Annotated in this window: 13 protein-coding genes; 2 read left to right on the top strand and 11 right to left on the bottom strand. The window is 39.2% G+C overall.

Features of this window, described 5'->3' with window-relative positions:
• Positions 1 to 14 precede the first annotated feature (14 nt).
• A complete protein-coding gene (locus tag L323_RS24340; protein ID WP_020814254.1) occupies positions 15 to 1,709 on the top strand; it encodes a methyl-accepting chemotaxis protein in 1,695 nt (564 codons plus the stop codon).
• A 318-nt stretch (positions 1,710 to 2,027) separates the two neighbouring features.
• Positions 2,028 to 2,954: a polysaccharide deacetylase family protein gene (locus L323_RS24345; RefSeq protein ID WP_020814255.1), complete on the top strand. Its 927-nt coding sequence runs from the start codon at positions 2,028 to 2,030 to the stop codon at positions 2,952 to 2,954.
• 72 nt (positions 2,955 to 3,026) lie between these two features.
• On the opposite strand, the gene argS is transcribed toward L323_RS24345, so the two are convergent.
• From argS to L323_RS24395, 11 genes are all read right to left on the bottom strand, one after another.
• The gene (argS, locus tag L323_RS24350; RefSeq protein ID WP_020814256.1) at positions 3,027 to 4,721 is read right to left on the bottom strand and encodes an arginine--tRNA ligase; all 1,695 of its coding nucleotides are present in this window, start codon (positions 4,719 to 4,721) and stop codon (positions 3,027 to 3,029) included.
• Positions 4,684 to 5,151, bottom strand: coding sequence for a DUF1934 domain-containing protein (locus L323_RS24355; protein WP_014312000.1), 468 nt, complete (start codon positions 5,149 to 5,151; stop codon positions 4,684 to 4,686). The genes argS and L323_RS24355 overlap by 38 nt, the downstream gene beginning before the upstream one ends.
• A gap of 70 nt (positions 5,152 to 5,221) precedes the next feature.
• Positions 5,222 to 6,352, bottom strand: coding sequence for a D-alanine--D-alanine ligase family protein (locus L323_RS24360; protein ID WP_020814257.1), 1,131 nt, complete (start codon positions 6,350 to 6,352; stop codon positions 5,222 to 5,224).
• Positions 6,353 to 6,540: 188 nt separating this feature from the next.
• The gene (locus L323_RS24365) at positions 6,541 to 7,365 is read right to left on the bottom strand and encodes a M23 family metallopeptidase (RefSeq protein ID WP_020814258.1); all 825 of its coding nucleotides are present in this window, start codon (positions 7,363 to 7,365) and stop codon (positions 6,541 to 6,543) included.
• Between the two features lie 69 nt (positions 7,366 to 7,434).
• On the bottom strand, positions 7,435 to 8,259 hold the full coding sequence (spoIID, locus tag L323_RS24370; RefSeq protein ID WP_242835233.1) for a stage II sporulation protein D: 825 nt from the start codon (positions 8,257 to 8,259) through the stop codon (positions 7,435 to 7,437).
• The gene (locus tag L323_RS41575) at positions 8,243 to 8,464 is read right to left on the bottom strand and encodes a hypothetical protein (protein ID WP_242835234.1); all 222 of its coding nucleotides are present in this window, start codon (positions 8,462 to 8,464) and stop codon (positions 8,243 to 8,245) included. Before L323_RS41575 ends, spoIID begins: the two co-directional genes overlap by 17 nt.
• Before the next feature lie 192 nt (positions 8,465 to 8,656).
• On the bottom strand, positions 8,657 to 9,919 hold the full coding sequence (gene murA, locus L323_RS24375) for a UDP-N-acetylglucosamine 1-carboxyvinyltransferase (protein WP_020814259.1): 1,263 nt from the start codon (positions 9,917 to 9,919) through the stop codon (positions 8,657 to 8,659).
• Between the two features lie 40 nt (positions 9,920 to 9,959).
• On the bottom strand, positions 9,960 to 10,712 hold the full coding sequence (locus tag L323_RS24380; RefSeq protein WP_020814260.1) for a YwmB family TATA-box binding protein: 753 nt from the start codon (positions 10,710 to 10,712) through the stop codon (positions 9,960 to 9,962).
• A 136-nt stretch (positions 10,713 to 10,848) separates the two neighbouring features.
• Positions 10,849 to 11,697, bottom strand: a complete 849-nt coding sequence (locus L323_RS24385) for an S-layer homology domain-containing protein (RefSeq protein ID WP_020814261.1) — start codon at positions 11,695 to 11,697, stop codon at positions 10,849 to 10,851.
• 19 nt (positions 11,698 to 11,716) lie between these two features.
• Positions 11,717 to 15,673 carry an S-layer homology domain-containing protein gene (locus L323_RS24390; RefSeq protein ID WP_020814262.1) on the bottom strand — a complete coding sequence of 1,319 codons (3,957 nt, stop codon included), beginning with the start codon at positions 15,671 to 15,673 and terminating at the stop codon, positions 11,717 to 11,719.
• Positions 15,674 to 15,723: 50 nt separating this feature from the next.
• Positions 15,724 to 20,616 carry a hypothetical protein gene (locus L323_RS24395; protein ID WP_020814263.1) on the bottom strand — a complete coding sequence of 1,631 codons (4,893 nt, stop codon included), beginning with the start codon at positions 20,614 to 20,616 and terminating at the stop codon, positions 15,724 to 15,726.
• Positions 20,617 to 20,878 lie beyond the last annotated feature (262 nt).

Raw genomic sequence — 20,878 nt, forward strand, 5'->3', positions numbered from 1 at the left:
AAGGAGACGGTTTAATGAAAATTAAAACAAAACTCGTTTTATCTTTTTCTTCAGTACTTCTGTTATTTGCTCTGGCTATATTCCTGCTTATGAATTTTATGGTTTCAAAATTGGTTAAAGACCAATATGAGTATAATATAAAGTCCAGTGCAAATTTAGCTCTGTCATTTCTTAATGAGAAATATCCCGGAGATTGGAAAATTGCCGGAGATTCCCTGTTAAAAGGAGATCATGTTATTAATGACGATACTCAGTTTGTGGATCACATTAAAAATAGTACCGGAAACCTAGCAACAATATTCAGAAATGACACCAGAGTTTCTACAAACGTATTACAGGAGAATGGAGAAAGAGCTATCGGTACTAAAGCATCAAAAGAGGTTATAGAGAAAGTTCTTGTAAATGGCAATGAATATAATGGTATTGCCTTGGTTGCGGGAAAAAATGCATTTACATACTATACTCCTTTGAAGGATGTCAGCGGCAAGGTTATTGGTATGTGGTTTACAGGTATAGACAAATCGGTAGTAGACAATCAAATTAAGGATATTCTTATTAAAATTGGAGCTATAGTGTTAATCATTTTACTTTTTGGAGCCGTTTTTTCATTTGTCATCGGAAATAGTATGTCCAGGGTTATCAACAAAATCAATGATTGCCTTAATAAATTTTCAGAAGGTGATTTTAGCGTATCTTTACCCGAAAAGATTCTAAAAATTCCGAGCGAAATAGGGCATATGGCAAGATCTGCAAATGCACTGCATAATTCTGTAACAGGAATTATTAAAACTATTATAAGTGAATCAGGAAACATAGACGAATCCGTTAGAATGTCCGTTGTCAGTATAACTGATTTGAATTCATCTATAGAAGAGATTTCAGCAACCACGGAAGAACTGTCGGCGGGTATGGAAGAAACTGCCGCCGCTATGGAGGAAATGAATGCAACATCGGCAGATATAGAATCGGCTGTGGAAAATATTGCAACTAAGGCTCAGGAAACTTCCTTTGCAGCTCAAGATATAAGTAAGCGCGCCGAGTTGCTCATGGTTTCCGCCAAAAAGTCAAAAGACAATGCATATAGTGTATATGAATCAGCAAACAATGAGCTGACAACAGCTATTGAACATGCACAGTCCATAGAAAAAATCAGAGTACTGTCAGAGTCCATTATGCAGATAACCACTCAAACCAACTTACTCTCACTGAATGCTGCTATTGAAGCCTCCCGTGCAGGTGAGGCCGGTAGAGGTTTTGCTGTAGTTGCTGATGAAATAAGAAAGCTTGCTGAGGATTCAAAAGTAGCAGTCAGTGAAATACAGGGTGTAACCAAGGAAGTGTTTAAATCAGTTGAGGATCTGGTAACCAGCTCCAAAAACATATTGGCGTTTATAGAAAACACCGTTATTCCAGACTATACAAGCCAGACTGCCGCAAGCGAGCAGTACAGTGACGATGCCGGACGTATTGACAATCTGGTTATGGAGTTCACTTCTACCTCTCAGGAACTTATGGTTTCTATTGGAAATATGCTGAAAGCCATTAATGAAGTAACACTTTCTGCTAACGAAAGTGCAGCAGGAACAACGAATATTGCTTCCAGAACTTCTGATATGTTAGTTAAAGGTTCTGAAGTAGTCAAACTTTCAGAAGTTTCAAAGAAGTCATCTGAAAGTCTCAGGAAATATGTTGCAGGTTTTAAAATTTAATAAAAACACACCTGTTATATCAAATACTCCTCTGGTGCCTATTAAGCCTGAGGAGTATTTTTTTACATCTTCTTTTATAAATATGTTTTACAAATAATAGTTATTTATCTAGAAATTTCTATGTACCTATTATATAATAATGTACAAGCAGTATAATCATTTTATTATCAATATTATATTTATTATAATTCCAGACTAATACCCAGTCCTAATCTGTCTAAAACTACTGTTTAACATCTTACTATAAAGGAGGATTGATAAAAAAGATTTCTTTTTTATTTCAAAACGATCTTTTCAATTTTGAAGGAGGCAAAAAGTATGTTTAATTTAAGAAAAGCTTTAAAGGGACTTCTTGCTGTGTCCCTGGTTGCAGCTTCTATACTTGTAATGAACCCTGTAAGTAAAGCTGCAGATACCGTAAAATACGGTGATGTTAATAACGACGGAGTTGTTGATTCAATTGATTATGCAACTGTAAAAGCGTACCTTTTAGGTAAAGGTACAATAGCTAACCTCACAGCTGCTGACACTAACTTTGACAAGACTGTGGATGCCATCGATTTTGCTAATCTTAAAAAGTTCCTGTTAGGGTCAATTACTTTACCTGTAGGTACTCCGCCGATAACCGGAAAGGTTGTTGCTCTGACATTTGATGATGGGCCTGACGTAACACTTACTCCAAAAGTATTGGATAAGCTGGACAAATATCATGTCCCTGCCACATTCATGATGATAGGACAAAAAATCAACGATTCTACAGCTTCTGTAGTTAAGCGAATCATAAGCTCCGGCTCTGAAATCGGAAACCACTCATGGGCATATGACAGTATGAGCGGAATGTCTTACTCTGCTATTAAGAAGTCTGTGGACGATACAACTGCTGCTATAATAAAATACTCAGGAACCACACCCAAATTCTTCCGTGCCCCAAACCTGGCAACAGGCGGTTCCATGTTTGATGCGATCGATTTGACATTTGTTCAGGGCGTAACTTGCAATGACTGGACTCAATCAACTACAGCTCAGCAAAGAGCAGATGCTATACTTGCCGGTGCAAGAGACGGAGCAATATTCCTTATGCATGATGTTCAGCCATTACCCCACCCAACTCCTGAAGCCCTTGATATTATAATTCCTAAGCTTCAGAGTGAGGGCTATACCTTTGTCACTTTGAGTGATTTATTCAAAATAAAAGGTGTTACATTAAGTCCTACTGACAACAAAATTTATACTTATGTACCGTAAGGCATAATAAAACTTATCAAAAAAGCCGGCCCACTTCACTTCAATATGAAGAGCCGGCTTTTTATATCATTGTTACATTCTCTCAGGAGCATTTATACTAAGCAAATCAAGAACATTTTTTATTACGGTTCTTGTACAGTTAACAAGTAAAAGCCTTGCTTTCATAAGCTCCTCTTCCTCTCCCCTGACTCTGCATGCGTTGTAGAAGCTATGGAAGGTTGAAGCAACCTCGTGAACGTATCTTGTAAGTCTGCTTGGTTCAAGAGTTTCGGCTGATATCTCAACTTCGTCAGGATATTCTGAAAGCTTCCTGATAAGTTCAAGTTCCTCGGGTTTGTCAAGTAGTTCTGCCTTTATTTCACTTACAGCAGGAATCTTGATACCTTCGCTTTCAAGGAGCTTGAACATACTGCATATTCTGGCATGTGCATACTGCACATAAAAAACAGGATTTTCGTTGGACTCTTTGACAGCCAGATCAAGGTCGAAATCCAAATGACTGCCTGAAGCTTTCGTGTTAAAGAAGAATCTTACTCCGTCTCTTCCTACCTCTTCAACCAAGTCCATAAGGGATATTGACTTGCCCGTTCTTTTGGACATTCTGGCAATCTCACCGTTTCTGTACAGTCTTACCAACTGGAACAATACTACATCAAGTCTATCCGGGTCAATTCCAAGTGCAGCCATAGCCGCCTTCATTCTGGCTACGTGACCGTGGTGATCAGCACCCCAGAGATTTATTACCCACTCAAAACCTCTCTTTTCGAACTTATTTCTGTGATATGCAATATCTGCAGCAAAATAAGTAGGAATACCGTTATTTCTTACCAGAACCTCGTCCTTTTCACTTCCTATAACTGAGCCTTTGAGCCAAAGAGCACCCTCTTTTTCAACTGTACAATCCCTGTCCTTCAGAAGCTGTATTGTTTCTGCTACTTCTCCGCTTTTGTGAAGAGTCTGTTCTGAAAACCACACATCAAAATGGATTCCGTAGCTTTCCAGACCTTCCTTTATCCTTGTTATATTTCTTGGGAGTGCAAAGTCCACGAATACCTTCTTCCTCTCTTCGGAATCGGTATTAATGTATTTGTCGCCATGTATTGCGATAAAATCCTTCATATGTTCAGTTATATCTTCGCCATGGTATCCGTCTTCCGGGAATTCTATGGCATTCTCACCCTTTATTAGCTGAATATATCTGGCTTCAAGTGAAGTACCAAATTTCTCTATCTGATTTCCGGCATCATTTATTAAAAATTCTCTTGTAACATTATAGCCCGCAGCGTCCAGAACGCTTGCTATACAGTCTCCGAGTGCTCCTCCCCTGGCATTTCCCATGTGGAGGGGCCCTGTTGGGTTTGCACTTACAAACTCAACCATAACCTTTTTACGGTTTCCGATATTAATACGGCCGTAGTTTTCCTTTTCCTGCTCTATTATACTGATTGTTTCATAAAGGTATCTGTTGTCCAGTGTAAAGTTAATAAAACCCGGGCCTGCACAGTCAACCTTCTTTATATATGTTCCATCCGTGCTTATATTTTTTATTATAGTATCAGCTATTTGCCTTGGTGCCTTTTTAGCGGTTTTGGTTATTTGCATTGCCACATTTGTAGAAAAATCACCGTGGCCTTTTTCTCTTGGTGTTTCAATGGTAATGTCAGTTATCTCCAGCGAAGGAAGCTCGCCTGTTTCAACAGACTTGTTTATTGAATTGATGACCGCATCCTTAATTTGCTGGCGTATTTCCGAGTTTATATTTTTCATTTGCAGTTCCTGCCTCCCTGATTAACATATAAAAATCATTTCTTCCTGAACCTTGGTTGTCTATTTCAATCTGATAACCTATTCTGATTTCTCCGCCTGTTTCATTTATATTTATATCTACATTATTTGCGTAAACCCCTATAGTAAAGCTCCCGTACTCCGTATTATAGCTTGAAACATGCTTCTGACCTTTCTGAAAAACAAACTGTGAATTAACCTTTCCAAACCTCATCAGGGTAACAACGCCCTCTCCCACCTTCAACGTGGTGGTAGTCCCTTCCATACCGGTTACTTCACTTTCTTTGTAGGTAATGTAATAATTACCGCCCTTCTGATAGTACTTCCCTTCTGTGATAAGTTCAAGGGTATTGGGGTCATTATCGTCGCCTGTCTGAACACCCTTTACATTTATTATCACATCTTTACTCATTAAGTCTCCTCCTCGAAACCTTTGTACTTTCAATATAATATACATTTGCGGTAAATTTTTCAACATTTATTTAGTCCAGTGTGTTTGTATACTCTCTTCTGGTGTCCTCATATCTTTCAAATGCCAGCTCAATCAATTTGTCAATGAGCTCTGAATAAGGGATACCGCTGGCAGCCCAAAGCTTGGGGTACATGCTTATCTGGGTGAAACCCGGAAGAGTGTTAATTTCATTTATGTAAATTTCTCCTGTATCTTTATGAACGAAGAAGTCTACTCTGGATAACCCAGCACAATCAAGACATTTGAACGCTCTTACTGCATACTCTCTGATTTTTGCTACAGTTTCCTCCGACAGATTTTCCGCAGGAATCACTACTTTTGAGCTGTCTCCTACCTGATATTTTGCCTCATAATCATAGAATTCATTACAAGGTACTACTTCTCCCACAGTTGATGCAACCGGATCGTCATTTCCCAGAACTGCACACTCGATTTCTCTACCATCGATAAATTCTTCAACAAGAATTCTCCTGTCGTTTTTAGCTGCAATAATCAGAGCCTTTTCAAGGCTCTCTCTGTCAGAAGCTTTGTTCACACCAACAGATGAACCGGCATTGGATGGTTTTACAAAACACGGATATGTAAGTCTGTCCTCTACCTGAGCAACAACATCATCCATCAGGTTGTATACCTGCTTTCTGTTAAATACAAGATAGTCGCCTTGAGGGAGACCTTCCTTTTCAAATATTATCTTTGTGTATGCCTTATCCATTCCAACCGCAGCACCTAGTACACCACAGCCTACGTAAGGGATTCCCGCAAGCTCGAAAAGTCCCTGAATAGTGCCATCTTCGCCGTTACAGCCGTGCAGTACAGGGAATACAACATCAATGGGAGTTTTTGTATTACCGGATATAACCTGCCTTGCAGAATTTACCGTAGCTATTTCAGACTCGGTCTCACTCTCTGAAGGCTTACTTTCCAGAAGCTTTTTCTGCGCAATGGCTTCCCAGTCACCGCTTCCTATTTTTTCAACTGGCCCGTTATATTTAAGCCACTGCCCCTTTTTTGTAATTCCTATGATTTCAACATCGTATTTTTGCTTGTCTATATTTTCTATTACTGACTGGGCTGATACTCTTGACACTTCATGCTCAGATGACTGCCCGCCAAAAATAATAGCTACTCGTTTCTTTGACATCTGGTTACCCCCAAATATTCTAATTAGTTAATTAAATTATATTTAATATTTTACTATTTAAGTACCAATAATACAATAATGCCCGGGGAAAGCCATATCCATTAGCTGCACATAAAGAAAAGTACCACAATCTGCTAATCCTAGATGTGCGGTACTTCCTCTGTAATGTATTTGAGTGTATTATTTTCTTATTTTCCCTGTCCCTTAGCAGTTGACGGTACACTTAAATATGGTGACGGATCAACTGATTTACCGTTTTTCAAAACCTGAAAATGAAGGTGCGGTCCATCTTCACACTCTATCTGAATCGGGTCACCTACAAGACCAATTATATCATTGGCTTTGACCTTTAATCCACAGCTTATGTCCTCCAAATTCTGCTTGGACAATCCTGCATATCTGGTTTTCAAGTTATTAGAATGGGTTATCTCAACAGTTATACCATTGGCATTATCCTCAACCTTTGATATTGTGCCGGATGCAACAGCTCTCACTTTTGTGAGCTTCTCTACCTTGAAATCAATACCGTCATGTGCTCTTATGTCTCCCAGTGTTTTTGATTCTGAGAAAGTATTGATGTCACGGGTAAAATCTTTCATAACAGGACCCTCTACCGGCCTGAAGCTGAATTTAACTATAGCATTTACACTTGCAGAGGCACTTTTACTTTTACCGGTACCTGATTTTGGTGGTGTTGGTGTCGACTTTGCAGTCTCATTTGCCGCCGACTGTGCGTTGTTTACACCCGCAGCCTGATTTGCTGCTCCAGTCTTGTCCAATTTGCCGGATACTGCTTTTGATGCTTCGTCCTGACCAGCATTGGCAACTTCACCAGGAATTATTTTACCGGTATCCATGCCGACATCAGAGTTCATGTTTTGAGTTGTTAATAATATTGCCGTTGCCGCTACAACTATTATACAAACTGCCAAAACTACATAAAGTCCCTTACTGCTAAAAAATTTAGACAGTTTGTTTTTCCAATTATTTTCGTCTGGAATAAGTTTCTTCATATTTTATATTCCACCTCCATTAAGTATTGTTTCCTATATTGGCAACAATATACATGAAGGTTAGTGGAATTAATTTTTATTGGATAAATCCAGCTTTGTTATTTCAACCCCTTTATAGTAGTACTTCAATATCTCCTTGTAACCGCTTCCTTTTTCAGCCATATAATTTGCACCACACTGGCTCATGCCTACCCCGTGACCGTAACCATAGGTGGTAATAGATATTTTACCTCCGGCAAGCCTTTTTAATTTAAAGTTGGTAGATTTCAGATTAAACATCTTACGAAAATCAGTTCCCTTTATTTTTACATTGCCAATATTCATACTTAATATTCTGTTTCCTGAGGAATATCCGTTTATTTTAATGTTTGCAAGTAAACTCTTACCATTTATCTTAATCTTAGGATTATTTTTTTTCAAGGTATTAATCATTTCGGATTCAGACAACTCAACAGTACTTTCATACTCCCTGAATTTATCCTCGCCCATGCTTTTAACTCCCTTTAGGTAGGGCTCACTTGTACCGTCCCAGACATCCTCCACATTTTCGGTGTGCCCCCCACTATTTGAATGGAATAACGGATTTATAAGGACTTTGTTATATTCTATAACCTGACCTTGTGTTTCATTTACGGCTCTGGTTATTTTATTCCAGTACTTAAAGGAAGATAGAAGTCCCCAGTTTTTCATAGCTTGCTCCTTGCTTATCCATGCCTGACAATGCGTATGGTCTGTGCAAACATCTGCGTCATCATGTACACCGGATGATCCATACAGCTTGGCCGCCCTTCCCAGTGCATACGTCCTGGCAGCGACAGCCTGTGCCTTTAAGGCCTCTATATTAAACTCAGCAGGCATTTCCGCTGCTAAAACTCCCTTAATATAGTCCTCCAAATACATTTTCTACGGTTTTTTTTTGAGTATGCATGTAAACATTTATGGTGATTGCTGTTTCTGGTTTTTCAGTACTGGTATTTGACTTTACTTTGTCCGGAACCTGTACCGGGCCTCCCTCTTTACCATTCAGCTGGATAACCGCAAAAGGTACCAGTACAACAATAATAGCCATCAATAATATATAGCTGATAACTTTTTTCATTTTAACCACCCATGTCCCAATGTGCCTAATCGATATACCAGCACTTTACAGTGCCATTGATTATATATATTCATAAAAGGATTTTTTATGAATTGGCACATTTATATATTAACATGCAAAAAACGGGCTTACCATACCAGTAAACCCGCTTTTTAATATATTTAATGTAATAATATTACGGCGCACGCGCCTCTAATCGTCAACCCGCTCTATTTTTGCTCCAAGAGACTTCAGCTTTTCTGCAAATCCTGAATATCCCCTGTCAATGTGCTGTATTTCACCTATTTCAGTTGCTCCATCCGCTGCAAGGCCCGCCAATACCAGTGCCGCACCTGCTCTTAAGTCTGTAGCTTTAACACATGCACCTGTAAGGCATGATTTTCCTTCAATTACGGCGGTTCTTCCGTCTATCTTTATATTTGCACCCATTCGCTTTAATTCGCTTACGTGCATAAACCTGTTCTCAAATATAGTTTCTATTACCATACTTGTACCGGGAATACACGAAAGCATTGATGTCATCTGAGCCTGCATATCAGTTGGAAAACCCGGATACGGTAATGTTTTAACATCTATTGGCTTTAGTTCTCCCGTACTTTTTACTGTTATTGCTGACAATTCCTCCGAAATTTCCAGTCCCGTTTCCTTTAGCTTTGCAACTACAGGTTTCAGGTGGTCGGGTACCACATTTTCAATTCTTACTTCACCGTTTGTCATTGCAGCAGCTATCATAAATGTGCCTGCCTCAATGCGGTCTGGAATGACTGTATGTCTACAACCCTTTAAACTCTTAACACCCTCTATTCTTATTGCATCTGTACCTGCGCCTATAACACTTGCACCCATTTCGTTGAGATAGCTTGCCAAGTCAACTATCTCAGGCTCATTGGCAGCATTCTCTATTGTTGTCTGGCCTTCAGCCATTACTGCTGCCATCATAATGTTTTCAGTTGCACCAACACTGGGAAAATCCAGATATATCTTGTTTCCTACCAACTTTTTATTTTTTCTGGCTTCAATATAACCGTGTCCCTGAGTTATCTCTGCACCCAGTGCGGCGAAGCCTTTCAGATGTAAATCAACAGGCCTTGACCCTATGGGACATCCTCCGGGCAAAGCAACCCTCACATAGCCTGTTCTGGCAAGCATAGGTCCCATTACCAGAAAGGATGCTCTTAGCTTGTTTACCAGTTCATAAGGGGCAGTTGAGTTTGTTATTTCCCTGGTCTCGAAAGATATGGTTGTGGGGTCGGATTGCTTCCGGACATCCGCCCCCAGACACCTTAATAGATCACACATTATCCTGACATCATTCAAGTCGGGAACTTCTTCTATTATACTTTTTGAATCACTTAGCAGGGACGCTGCTATTATTGGAAGAACTGCATTTTTTGCACCATCTACTTTTACACTGCCTCTCAAAGGCACACCTTCACTGATTACATATTTAGCCAAGTGAGCTCTTCCTTTCGTTTTTTAATATTTTTTCTTTTGTTTAATACTCTGCATTGACTACAGGTGTTGCCACCCATAAATATGTCCTGTTTTCTAGTTTGTTGTACCTAAAAGCTATTCCAAGATTTACATTTTTACCGCCAACTCTTAACTTATCCCCTATCAAGGGAGAAAAGGCTGATACACTGATTTCATTTTGCTGCCTGAAGCTATCTATTTTTTTAGCTGAACTTTCATTAAGTATTTTTCTGCAAATGTTTTCTAACTGGCTATCGTTGAGATTTCCTTCATATGTTCCGGTAATACATGAGTTTATTTCAGCTTTTAGTTTATGTTTTTTAAATACACCTTCAATTGTTTTTCTCAACAGTAATGCTTTTCCGTCACCGGCCTCAGTTGCATCTATAGTTATATATTTGTCTCTATTACCCGACTTATTCCCAACAATACTTGCCATTGCAGATATTTTAACGCCGTCCCTTGTTGTGCCCTGCATGTCTGTTTTTGCCAGATTATCGGAACTGTTTGTATTCTTTGAATACCCGGAAACTCCCAGAGCTTTGAAAACGTCTTCGCATACTTCTGATAATTCATGTACAGTCTTATATTTGTCTGATGCCCTGGCAAAAAAATACACATCATTAACTACCATTTTGGCTCCAGAGTAATTGAATGCATCCTTAATAGAAATTTGCCCTTCACCAATGTTGTTTTTTCCTGTTATGTAATATGCAGTTCCAATAATAGTCCCGACTAATAAAATAGCCACTAAAACAAAAGAAAACTTTCTCATATATACTCCACCTTATAATAATTAAATTTCCTTGCCGATTTTGTCCGAATTCAACCAAAATCAGTTCAAGATAATAAAATTATTACCTTTTTGAAAAAGTCGTATACATGATAAGTTTTCTCACATTTTGTATCTTTTAAAACGTGGAAAGCGCTCTGCTGAGCATCATTGCGAAGTTACCTCTGGAAATATTTCCATTTTCGGAGAAGTTTTTGTATATACTATCCTCAATAGTTAAAATTTTTAAATTAAATATGTTCTGTACATAAGCTGAATACCATTGATTCTTCTTTAGTTTTCCAAATGTCCCCTCTGCCTTTGTCTTAAAGCTAAAGGATTTGCTTATTATTGTACAAACCTCTGCAACCGTTATTTTATTATTTGGTCTGAAGGTCTTGTCCGAGTAACCTGTCATTATCCCTTTGTTCACAACAGCGTTTATGTACTTCCTGCCCCAATGGCCGCTTACATCCTTTAGTTTGGTATTCTGGGAATCGTCAGGCTTTAAGTTTAACGCTACTGACAGCATTGCAGCTGCCTCAGCACGTGAAAGCGTATTACCCGGACGAAAGGTTCCGTCCGAGAAACCTGAAGTTATACCCACATCGTGCAAGTGCCTGATATACTCATCAAACTCTGTATTAGAAATATCTGAAAATGGTCTTCCGTCTATATCATCGGAATTTGTTGTTATCACTCTGAAAGGTGCCAGAACTATTGACTCATCAATCTCTGTTGAAGCGGAAGTCACTGCACCCTTTTTTAATGTGTAAGCAATATTAATTGTTTTACCTTTTGAAATACTAAATGCCAGTATGCTTACACCTAAACCGGGCTCTTGGCTTGTAAGAGTGAGTTTGTATTTACCGTCAACCTTCTGTGTAGTCACTTTAACTCCGTGTGCCTGAACGTCCTGCACTCCGATTGTAAACAATACTACTGCTGCTAATAATATCGCAATGTATCTGGTAATGCGTTTTTTCATTGAGTTCTCCGTCCTTTGTTTATATATCTCCTGCAAGTACCAGCGCCTTTTCTAACATATACATCAGTTCACCCCTTGTAACACTCTGGGTAGGGTTAAACAATGTAGATGACCAATCTGGCAAGAATCCATTTTCAGCGGCAAATGCAACTTTATTAAGAATTGTCTTGTCAATCTTGCTGTAGTCTTTGTACATAGAGATTACGTCCTTGCTCCCGTTAACCCTTGTATTTGTTTTCATTTCATACAATACTGTCGCCAAGTATGCAGCATCCTGTCTTGTAAGGATTGTCGAAGCTGTTTTTCCTGACTTGATTAATCCCGTCTTTACTGCCAAATCCATATAATCACTGCCGTAGGGGTACTCAATACTGTCAAAGGCAAGCTTTACCGCATCTCCTACAGTTGCAGTCTTATCAGGATTGAACATGCGGCTTGTTATGCTTTGAAGCTTATGAGCCATGGCAACATTCAGGATAGAGTCTTCATACGTATGTCCGTATATATCATCAAACAAGTTATTGGTTCTGTCAGCAAGTGCAAAAAGTCCTGGAACCGTTGACTGGAAGCTTATAAAGCCCTTACTGTTGTCTATGTCAAATTTGTTTGACGTAGTTTTCTGTTCCCAGCTGCTTGTTACTCCGTTGTATTGGTATCCTAAAGTTTGTCCCTCAACATAATCCTTTGAGTTTGTGTAGGGATAACTGATTATCAGTGGTATTGCAAATTTTGATATTGTCATTATACTTGCACCTGTGTCAAGTGTAACCCCAATCTGTGCCAGCGGCTGCCTTAGTATAAGTTCATTTGCTCGGGCCGCAGGTTTCTGAGGTGTTAGGACAATATTAAAGGTATATATCTGTTCCTTTTTAGTATCTGCGGTAGTCACATTTGAAAGTATTCCTGCTTTCAGATTATATGAAACAACCGCCGTCTTAAAGGCAATATTCTCTTTAAGCTGATCCAGCTTGTCAAACACCTTTTTTGATATCATAAGGGATATATTTGTGGCAGGTGCCGGCGGATTTGATATATCAACAGTATAGTCAAGTATATTGTCCGTCATTATTATTTGTACAAGTCTGTCAGCATTTACTCCTGTTATCTTAACCACCCATGTACCGTTTACAATGGTTGGTACTTTTTCTATTACATCCCCGGTGATTGGATGGTCTACATCCTGGTCTGAGTCATAGTCGTCACTGCTTCTCAAAGTTCTTACACTGATACTTTGAGTTGGCAATGAGCGAAGTTTTTTAACCGGGTCATATGCATATAATCTTGCATAATATCTGAAGTTGGATGTTAGTCCTTCAACCTTGAACTCGGTAACACTTCCGCACTCGTATACTTTTGCATCGGAATAGTCTATTTTTCCTGCAACTTCAAGTATATACGTAAGCCCCGGTTCCTGAATCCATTCAAAGGTTATGCTGTTCTTGGTGACTGCATCTGCAGTATTCTTAACTCCAAATCCTCTCGGTGTTGATGGAGGCATCAGCTTTAATGTCCTTAAAGGCAGTGAATCACTCCACTCCGACTTTTCACTGGCAGACAAATCGGAATTAAATGCTTCCGCCTGAATCCAGAAATAATACTGGGTGTCTGCTGTCAACCCGGTTACCCTCACATAATCGAGGCCGGATTTTTTTATCTGTGCCCCCGTAATTGTTAAAGAGCCTTGCGCCTTTGTTACATCATCTACGTTGCCGTATTTCAGATAATAGGTATTCTGCTCCTTGTAATTCCATGCCAAATCAGCAAATGTATCCGAAACATTTGTACATCTCAGGTCAGGAACTACGGGCTTTTCTATAGTATCACCCGGCGTTGGAAGTGTGGTAAAAATTATCGGGTTGGAAACGTCTGAATACAATGGCGGGTTACCATCCCTGGATGCTCTTACCCACAGTATGTAAGTTGTATTTGGTTTTAAATCCTTTACAGGTACAACTACGTTGTGCTTTGCATAAACGGGAGTGCCTGAAGCCGGAACAGGTACATTTTCAGGTACATTCAGGTACATGTCCTCCAGATCGTCATTTGGAGTTGTAGACACCTTTTCCAGTTTATATGTGTTTATTGTTGATATATCAATAGTCGGCGTGTACTCGGTACAACCCACGTACAAAGTTACCCCCGGATCATATTCAACTTTTCTGTAGTTCTGATTATCCGGCGGTGTTGTTTGCGGATTATATGGAGGTACATCCGACATAGATGTTTTGTCCGCCTGTATATAAGACCATCTTCCCGTAGCAGAATCAAATTGTTCGAACCACCTGTTCTTCAACTGGATTGTTATGCTGGTATCGGTAATCATGTCTTTGATTCCGTCTTCCTGCTTTCTTATCTGAAGGGGTGGATTTGACGGTATTAACGGGGTATCTATTAACCCTCCCGGCAGTGTAACAATTACCTTTAGTGCCGGGGTTGAAATATGCTCAATATTCTGGATAATTCCTTCTTTTTCCTCTGCAAAAGTTTTCTTTGCTACTATTTTCAAATAATAAGTATGGTTTGGCTGTAGGTTTTCAATTTTGTATTTATAGCCTATAACCTTTCCATTATTGGATTCGTCCTTTACAAAGTTTGCACTGCTAGGTTTAAAATTTGTCTGTATTTTTGTTTCTACAGGAGGATCATCTATTACGCCAGAATCCTCCACTAACCATAAATCATACAGAACATCCGAGTCTATTGTACCGTCAGCCTTTTTAGGCAGACGCCATAATATAGTTGCCGTGTCCTTTCCAAGTTCTCCTTTTTTAATGACTACTCCGTTAGTGTCCTTGACATCTTCGTAGGCTATTATTACGGAATCAGTTGAATCCTTGAATTGAGGTACCAGTTCCGGTGTTGAAGGTGTTGCAGGAACATCACTCTCCTTCAGTGTCACCTTGTCTGAAACTATATCTATATTGCTTGGGTAATATGGCAATCCATCCTTCTTTACGATTGCCCTTATCATGTAGCTGTTTTCCTGTCCGTCGGGTACCGTAATAAAGGTTGTAGTACCGGTTTCCACCATTATGATTTTTGGCATATTGTCCGCTTCAAACCTGTTTATCTGATACTGAACGGTTATATTGGAGGATGAAAGACCTGTAATAACAGGACTCCAATCAAGTCTCCATATTGTTCCGTCATCTGTTGTCGAGACTCTGGATGTTTTTACCAATATGTATGTACTGACCAAAATTGTCTTGGTTTGTGAAGTTTTAATAATTGACTGGTCGGATACCACAGGAACAATCTTGACATAATACACTCTGCCCGGATCTTTAACTGTATGCTCATACTCCAGTGTTCCGTCAGACTGATTGGCATATACAGGCCCGGTTGCGCTTATCTGTTCCTGTGTAACAGTAATAGGAAGCGTATTGGCAAAATCCCTGTTTTCTGAAACATAAAGCTGATAATTTATTCTCTTGCCGTCATTCCAGACATCATCCCAAATTATCTTTATCTTATTGGTTCCGGATGTAATACATTGTATGTTTATGTCAGTCATAAATTTTACAAGGTTTGAGCTGTCAGACTCACCTGACTTATATACTTGTCCCGTTAAAGGGTCAACCTCTGTGGCATAGGCTTTTGAACTTACAGTATATACAGTTCCTGAGGTAAGATCTCTCATTCTAATCGGTGTTGTAATTGCAGGAAGGTCTTTCTCCTTTAAATATGTAGCTCTTGCAGTTCTGTAGCCTTTTGGGGATTCCTGCAAGTATATATTTACATACTTACCCGCCGGATTTGCTACCTGCCACTGAATGTCTGCATAATAGCCTGACTTTCCCCCATCTGCCGAATCATACCCTATACTGGGTTCCGTGCTTTGAGCACTTTTTGGAACCGACAACTGTGTGGGCGCAGCAGGTATAGGTACATCAATGGGCGCCGCATACACCGTACCATATGTCGTTATGAAAAAAGTCAGTAATACTAAAGCTGCAAATATCCTTTTTGTCCTCATCTTTGACCTCCACATGCCGGTCGTACCGGCGGGTTTACATACAAGTTAATCTATGCTTCAAGCATCTTTTCAAATGCAACCGCAATATCTTTTCTGTTTATTGACAGGGACGGATTAAATTTCGAACCTGCGTCAAGGGTCATAATATTCATATTGAGACATGCATATACAGGTATTGCATATTTTGCTCCAATAGCTGAATCGTCTTTAATTATTTTATTATAAGATGCCCTTAATCTGTCGTAATCTGCTCCGGTTCTCTGGCAGTAAAGCTTTATTATCAATGCCGCGGTTTCCTGTCTTGTTATGTTTCTGTTTAGGTTGCTTATATTAATTATTTTGTCAAGTCCATAGTTCTTTGCTTTTACCTTTACATCAGTGATGCTGTCCACCTGTGAATCGGATACAAGCTCATACAGTGTTATGGCTTCTTTCACTGATACACTCAATTCCGGGTTATACGACTCTCCTGCCCCGGAGAATACCAGTGTCAGGTCATATTTTCCTGCAAGCTTCGTTATATACGGTTTAGCAGGACTCTCATCACCTATTGTTGAGGTTACATCCTTTCCTGCAAACACTGTATATTTACCGGGACTTGCTGCAAAGAATGTAACATATCCTGTATCATACTTTAAGTTTTGTGTCAGCTTCTGCCAGTTACCTGCATTTCCGTAAAGTACATACGGGTTTGCAACCGTGTTTCCCTTATATAACATTTTAACGGACATTGGAGAATTATATCCTGCTATGTCATATTTCTCTGCAAAGAATCCCGTTGAATAGTTGGCACCGTTCAGGGTATCGTCTATGAAGTATGACAATTCGCTCTTTATCTCCTCAATCAATTGGTTTAAATACTTGTCAATGCTGGCATCGCTGCCTTTTGTGTTAGGGTTGTTAGGATTTTTTATTACATCAAGCTTTTTCTTTATTATACCAGTGTCTTCATTGTAAAGCTTGTCTTTTATCAGGTCCTTAATGTTTTCACTTGTCTCTCTGCTTGCAACCGCCTGTGCTGTAATTATATTTACCTTGGATGCAGAAGTAGCGTTTGCAGGTGCCTTTGGCTGTACTTCCCCGGTCTGTATATTGTCAAGTTTAAGGTATACATCTTTTGCACCGGCTGCTGCCTTGGCCTTCTTGAACTCTTCCATGTTATTAATATCAAAGGTATCAGGCCTTATAGTGTATTCAATATCCTTTGTCTTAATAATTACACTCTTGTTATAGGTCTTCATGGCAGTTAATATGTTTTTAGCCATATAAACTTCATCAGTATTTATATATGCTGGTGTCTGGGATATGTCTATTGTGCAGGAGTAATATCCGGGACCTTCAAGTAGGTTCACTACCTTGTCATCCTTTACGTACACCTTTTCCATGGTACTACTACTTCCCTTGTTTACATCCCAGTATAGTCCCTGCTCAAGTTTATCAAGCATATCAAGGAATTTTGCCGTAATATTTGTATTATCGTCAGTATCATCATAATCATCTTGATTGAACTCGGTTCTTGTATTTACAGGTCCTATATATTTGGAACGGGTAATTGCCTCCATATTTGATGGGTCCTTTTTGTAAGCCCTTACCTTTATATAATATTTCGTGTTTGGCTTCAAAGGCTTGTGTTCCTTTGCTCCGCTAGGTAAAGTTACCTCTGCATATTTTATTCTGGCAGTGTAGGTATAGTATTCCGTGCCAAGGTTATTAAAAGTTTTTTCAATATAATACGGGTATGTGTGTCTTGTTATATCAATATACTGTTCCAAATCAGAGTTGCTAAGGACTTTGTAATCCGTATCATCCTCGGTTTTAATTGCAAGCTCATACCCGGAATAATCATCAACTGCTATTCCCTGCCACTTTACTTCTATCTGGTAATAGTCATTTCTCGTCGACTGAGTTATATTGCTTAATACTGCATTATCAATTGTCCTGATAACCTGTATGTTGTACTGTGTATTGGACTTCAGTTTGTAAAGCTTTCCATAGTATACACTGCCGTCTTTTACTATGTTGTACTGTGCCTTTGTAAGCTGAGTATAGTTTTTGTCTCCGGCAGCTTTTATCTTTATACTGTAGCTGTCTGCTGTTGTCTGGGGGTTGGTGTCAAACCAGTAAAAGCTCAGTTCACAGTCGCTTATGGTCTGAAGCATAGTTGGGCTTTCGATTAATGATGTAGTTACGGGTATGGATATCCATACACTGGACTTTGATTTATTTGCCTCCACTACCTCAGACCTTAAACTGAAATAGTAAACCCTGTTTGGATATAACCATGTATTTATGGTATATCTGCATTTTTTGGTCTTACTGTCGTATACCAGATTAGGCGGAAGGGGTGCTGCTTTTGGATCAAGGGTTAGTTTTTGGGAGTTTCCGTCTATATTTCTGTCCTTATCGCCAAATGCAGCTATATAACTTATGTACGTAGAATCCTCCAATATAGAGGGATCCGTATCAGGTGTATCCAATGCAACCTTTTTGGCAGTTGAAATAAGGTTATAAGATGCCTCATTTTCCTTGATAGTCCACTCAAATGTAACAGAATGTCCTGTAACCATCGGGTTCCCGTTTTTATCCAAGGCTATGGCAAAATCAGACGGAGCCACTGGTTTCTTTGCATTGTCATCCGGCTTTGTAGGCTCACCCCTTGGAGTTGTCACTGAAAGCAAACTTGTTTGTGTGGACTCCCTTACCTTTGGATTCTCATTTTCAAGATTCAATCTTACCTTTATCATAAAGTAATATATTGTATTCGGTGACAAGGAATATCCGAATGAGTTGATATTACCTGCATCACTGAATTTGTTTATAACCGTATTTATCCATGTTGTATTACCGGATATAACCGGTTTGAACTCAACATCACTACCTGCTTGATTACTTGACCCAATAAGTTTGAATGTACTAAGATCAGGTTGCTTGCTCATATAAAGATCGTATATTACAACGTCATCGGTAGTGCTGTGGTTGCTTGTATATTTACTCCAGTCAATTTTAAGGTCTTCAAATCTTAAATTTATAACTGCATTTGCAGGTGTTGTTGCTGTTGCCGGATTTACCTTTGTATTAACCAACTGAAAATTGTTAGGAGTAGGTACATCTCTGCTGGTAAGTGAAAGTGTTGTAAAACTTGTAGTCAAAGATTTTTCTGACATCTTAGAACTATCAGTCGTATTGCCCTTGTCCACTGGTAGTGTGGTATATACCTGCAAATAATAGGTTTTGTTAGGCAACAGAAATTCTGGGTATGCATCCGGGTTATTAATAGGTGAAACTGTACCGTCTCCCTCAAAGCCCTTAAAGAGATCCAAACCCTTTATTGTATATTCAAGTTTTGTATTGTCATTTGCATTTTCTTTTATCAAACCTGACTTAGTACTTACATACTGTATCAATCTGTATTTAACCGCATAGCTGCTTGTGCCGTAGTCCTTTCCGTTTGCTGTAAGAGGGTATTTTACGGCTGGGTCAAGATCCTTCTGACCTGTGCTTAACATAAAATGGTAGTATACATCATCATCTTTTGTATCATCCCAGTTAGCAGGCTTATCCCAGATTATTTTAATGTCTGAGGTTCTTTCTGTATCACTTGGAATGGTATCTGATAAATTTACCCCTATTACTGATACATTTTTTGGTACAGGAGTCTTGGAGGTATCATCCAACATCCTGTAAGGCATAGGCAAGGACATAATCCGGTCATCTACCGATGCGGACCTTACCACAATCCTGTAATATACTGTATTTCTGGGGTTTATTCCCTGAAGATTGGTTATAGTATACTCTCCCGTGATATTTGTGATTTCCTTGATATTCTTCCAATCGCTGTCATCATCGGAATCTACATTACTTGTCTGAACAAAGTAGCTAAGTTCAGGCATTGAAACATCTCCAAGGTTAACTGTGTTTATTCTGATTAATATATTGTCCATTGAATCCTTTGTTAATTGGAATCTGACAGGAGTATAAGTATAATTTACAATACCGGTCAATGGACTTGTAGTAGCACCTGACAGTGCTTTTGAAACATATTGTCCATACTGGTCACATACAAGTGTATCCATAGTTACAACATAAATACAGCCGGGACGTATCTCCTGGTGAGGAAGTATGTAATTTACATCAGCAGCAGGGATTCCCGTGGGAATTGTTGCGGTGCCGTCCTTTATCTGCTGTATTGTTGGAATTGGCGTTTCATCGTCTTTTACACCAAACATATACAAGGAGTATTCACCTTGTGCGTTATCCCATTTTACATCGGAAACCCTTGTTGTGTCGCCGGACACCATGGCAGTGTATCCGCTGCCGTCATCTTTCATATTTACTATTACATCTGCGAGGTTTGGTTTTGTCTTGCTTGTTTCCATATGGAATTTATAGTTTATTCTGTCGATTGCAGGAGCTATGTTACTAAGTATGGTACCTTTAGCAGGAACAAATGCGCCTGTCCCGTCATATATAAGAGGAAGCTTCCATGATAGTTTTATGGCAGGATATACTCCAGTTTCCCTTCCTCCTCCGGGGTGATCCACATATTGCTGTCTCATCTGCTCGGCATATACAGATACACCCGCAAGATAAAACTTTTCTGATGAAAAAGTAGTTGACGGGTTATCCATTGAAACCTTTATGTCATATATATAATCCTTTTTAATATCTGTTAGTAATACCGTACCCGTTCCGGCACTAACATTTATACTTACCGTCTTGTGCCCCGAGGTTGCGGGTGCCTCATATGTTATTGTTCCCGTTACATTCAGCTGCCCGTTCCAACTTGCTCTAACCGTTCCCGCATTTTCATTAAATGTACTATGATCTATAGAAAAGTTAAGAACATCCGGTGCTGCATAAACAGGTTGTATTAGTCCTGCAAAGTTAGATAATATCAGGCTTAATACAAGTATAGCCGAAACAAACCTTAATTTAGTCTTCATTGTAAAATTACCCCCGCAAGTTAAATACTAGTTTTACAACCTATTTATCGGCATTTTGGCACAATTTACTTATGTATCGGACAAAGTTGTAATGAAAACGTAAAAAAAGAAGCATAACCTGCTGGGTGGCAGGTTGTGCTTCTTTTTTTTGGGGAATATAGTTTCTTGGGACCTCTGTAATTGTTTTACGTTTTTCTATTCTCCGAGCAGATTCTATTTCTATTTCCGACGTTTTCATCAAGAAAACCCTAACCCCAAAAGT

The organism is Ruminiclostridium papyrosolvens C7 (genome assembly GCF_000421965.1).
GTDB classification, from domain to species: domain Bacteria; phylum Bacillota; class Clostridia; order Acetivibrionales; family DSM-1351; genus Ruminiclostridium; species Ruminiclostridium papyrosolvens_A.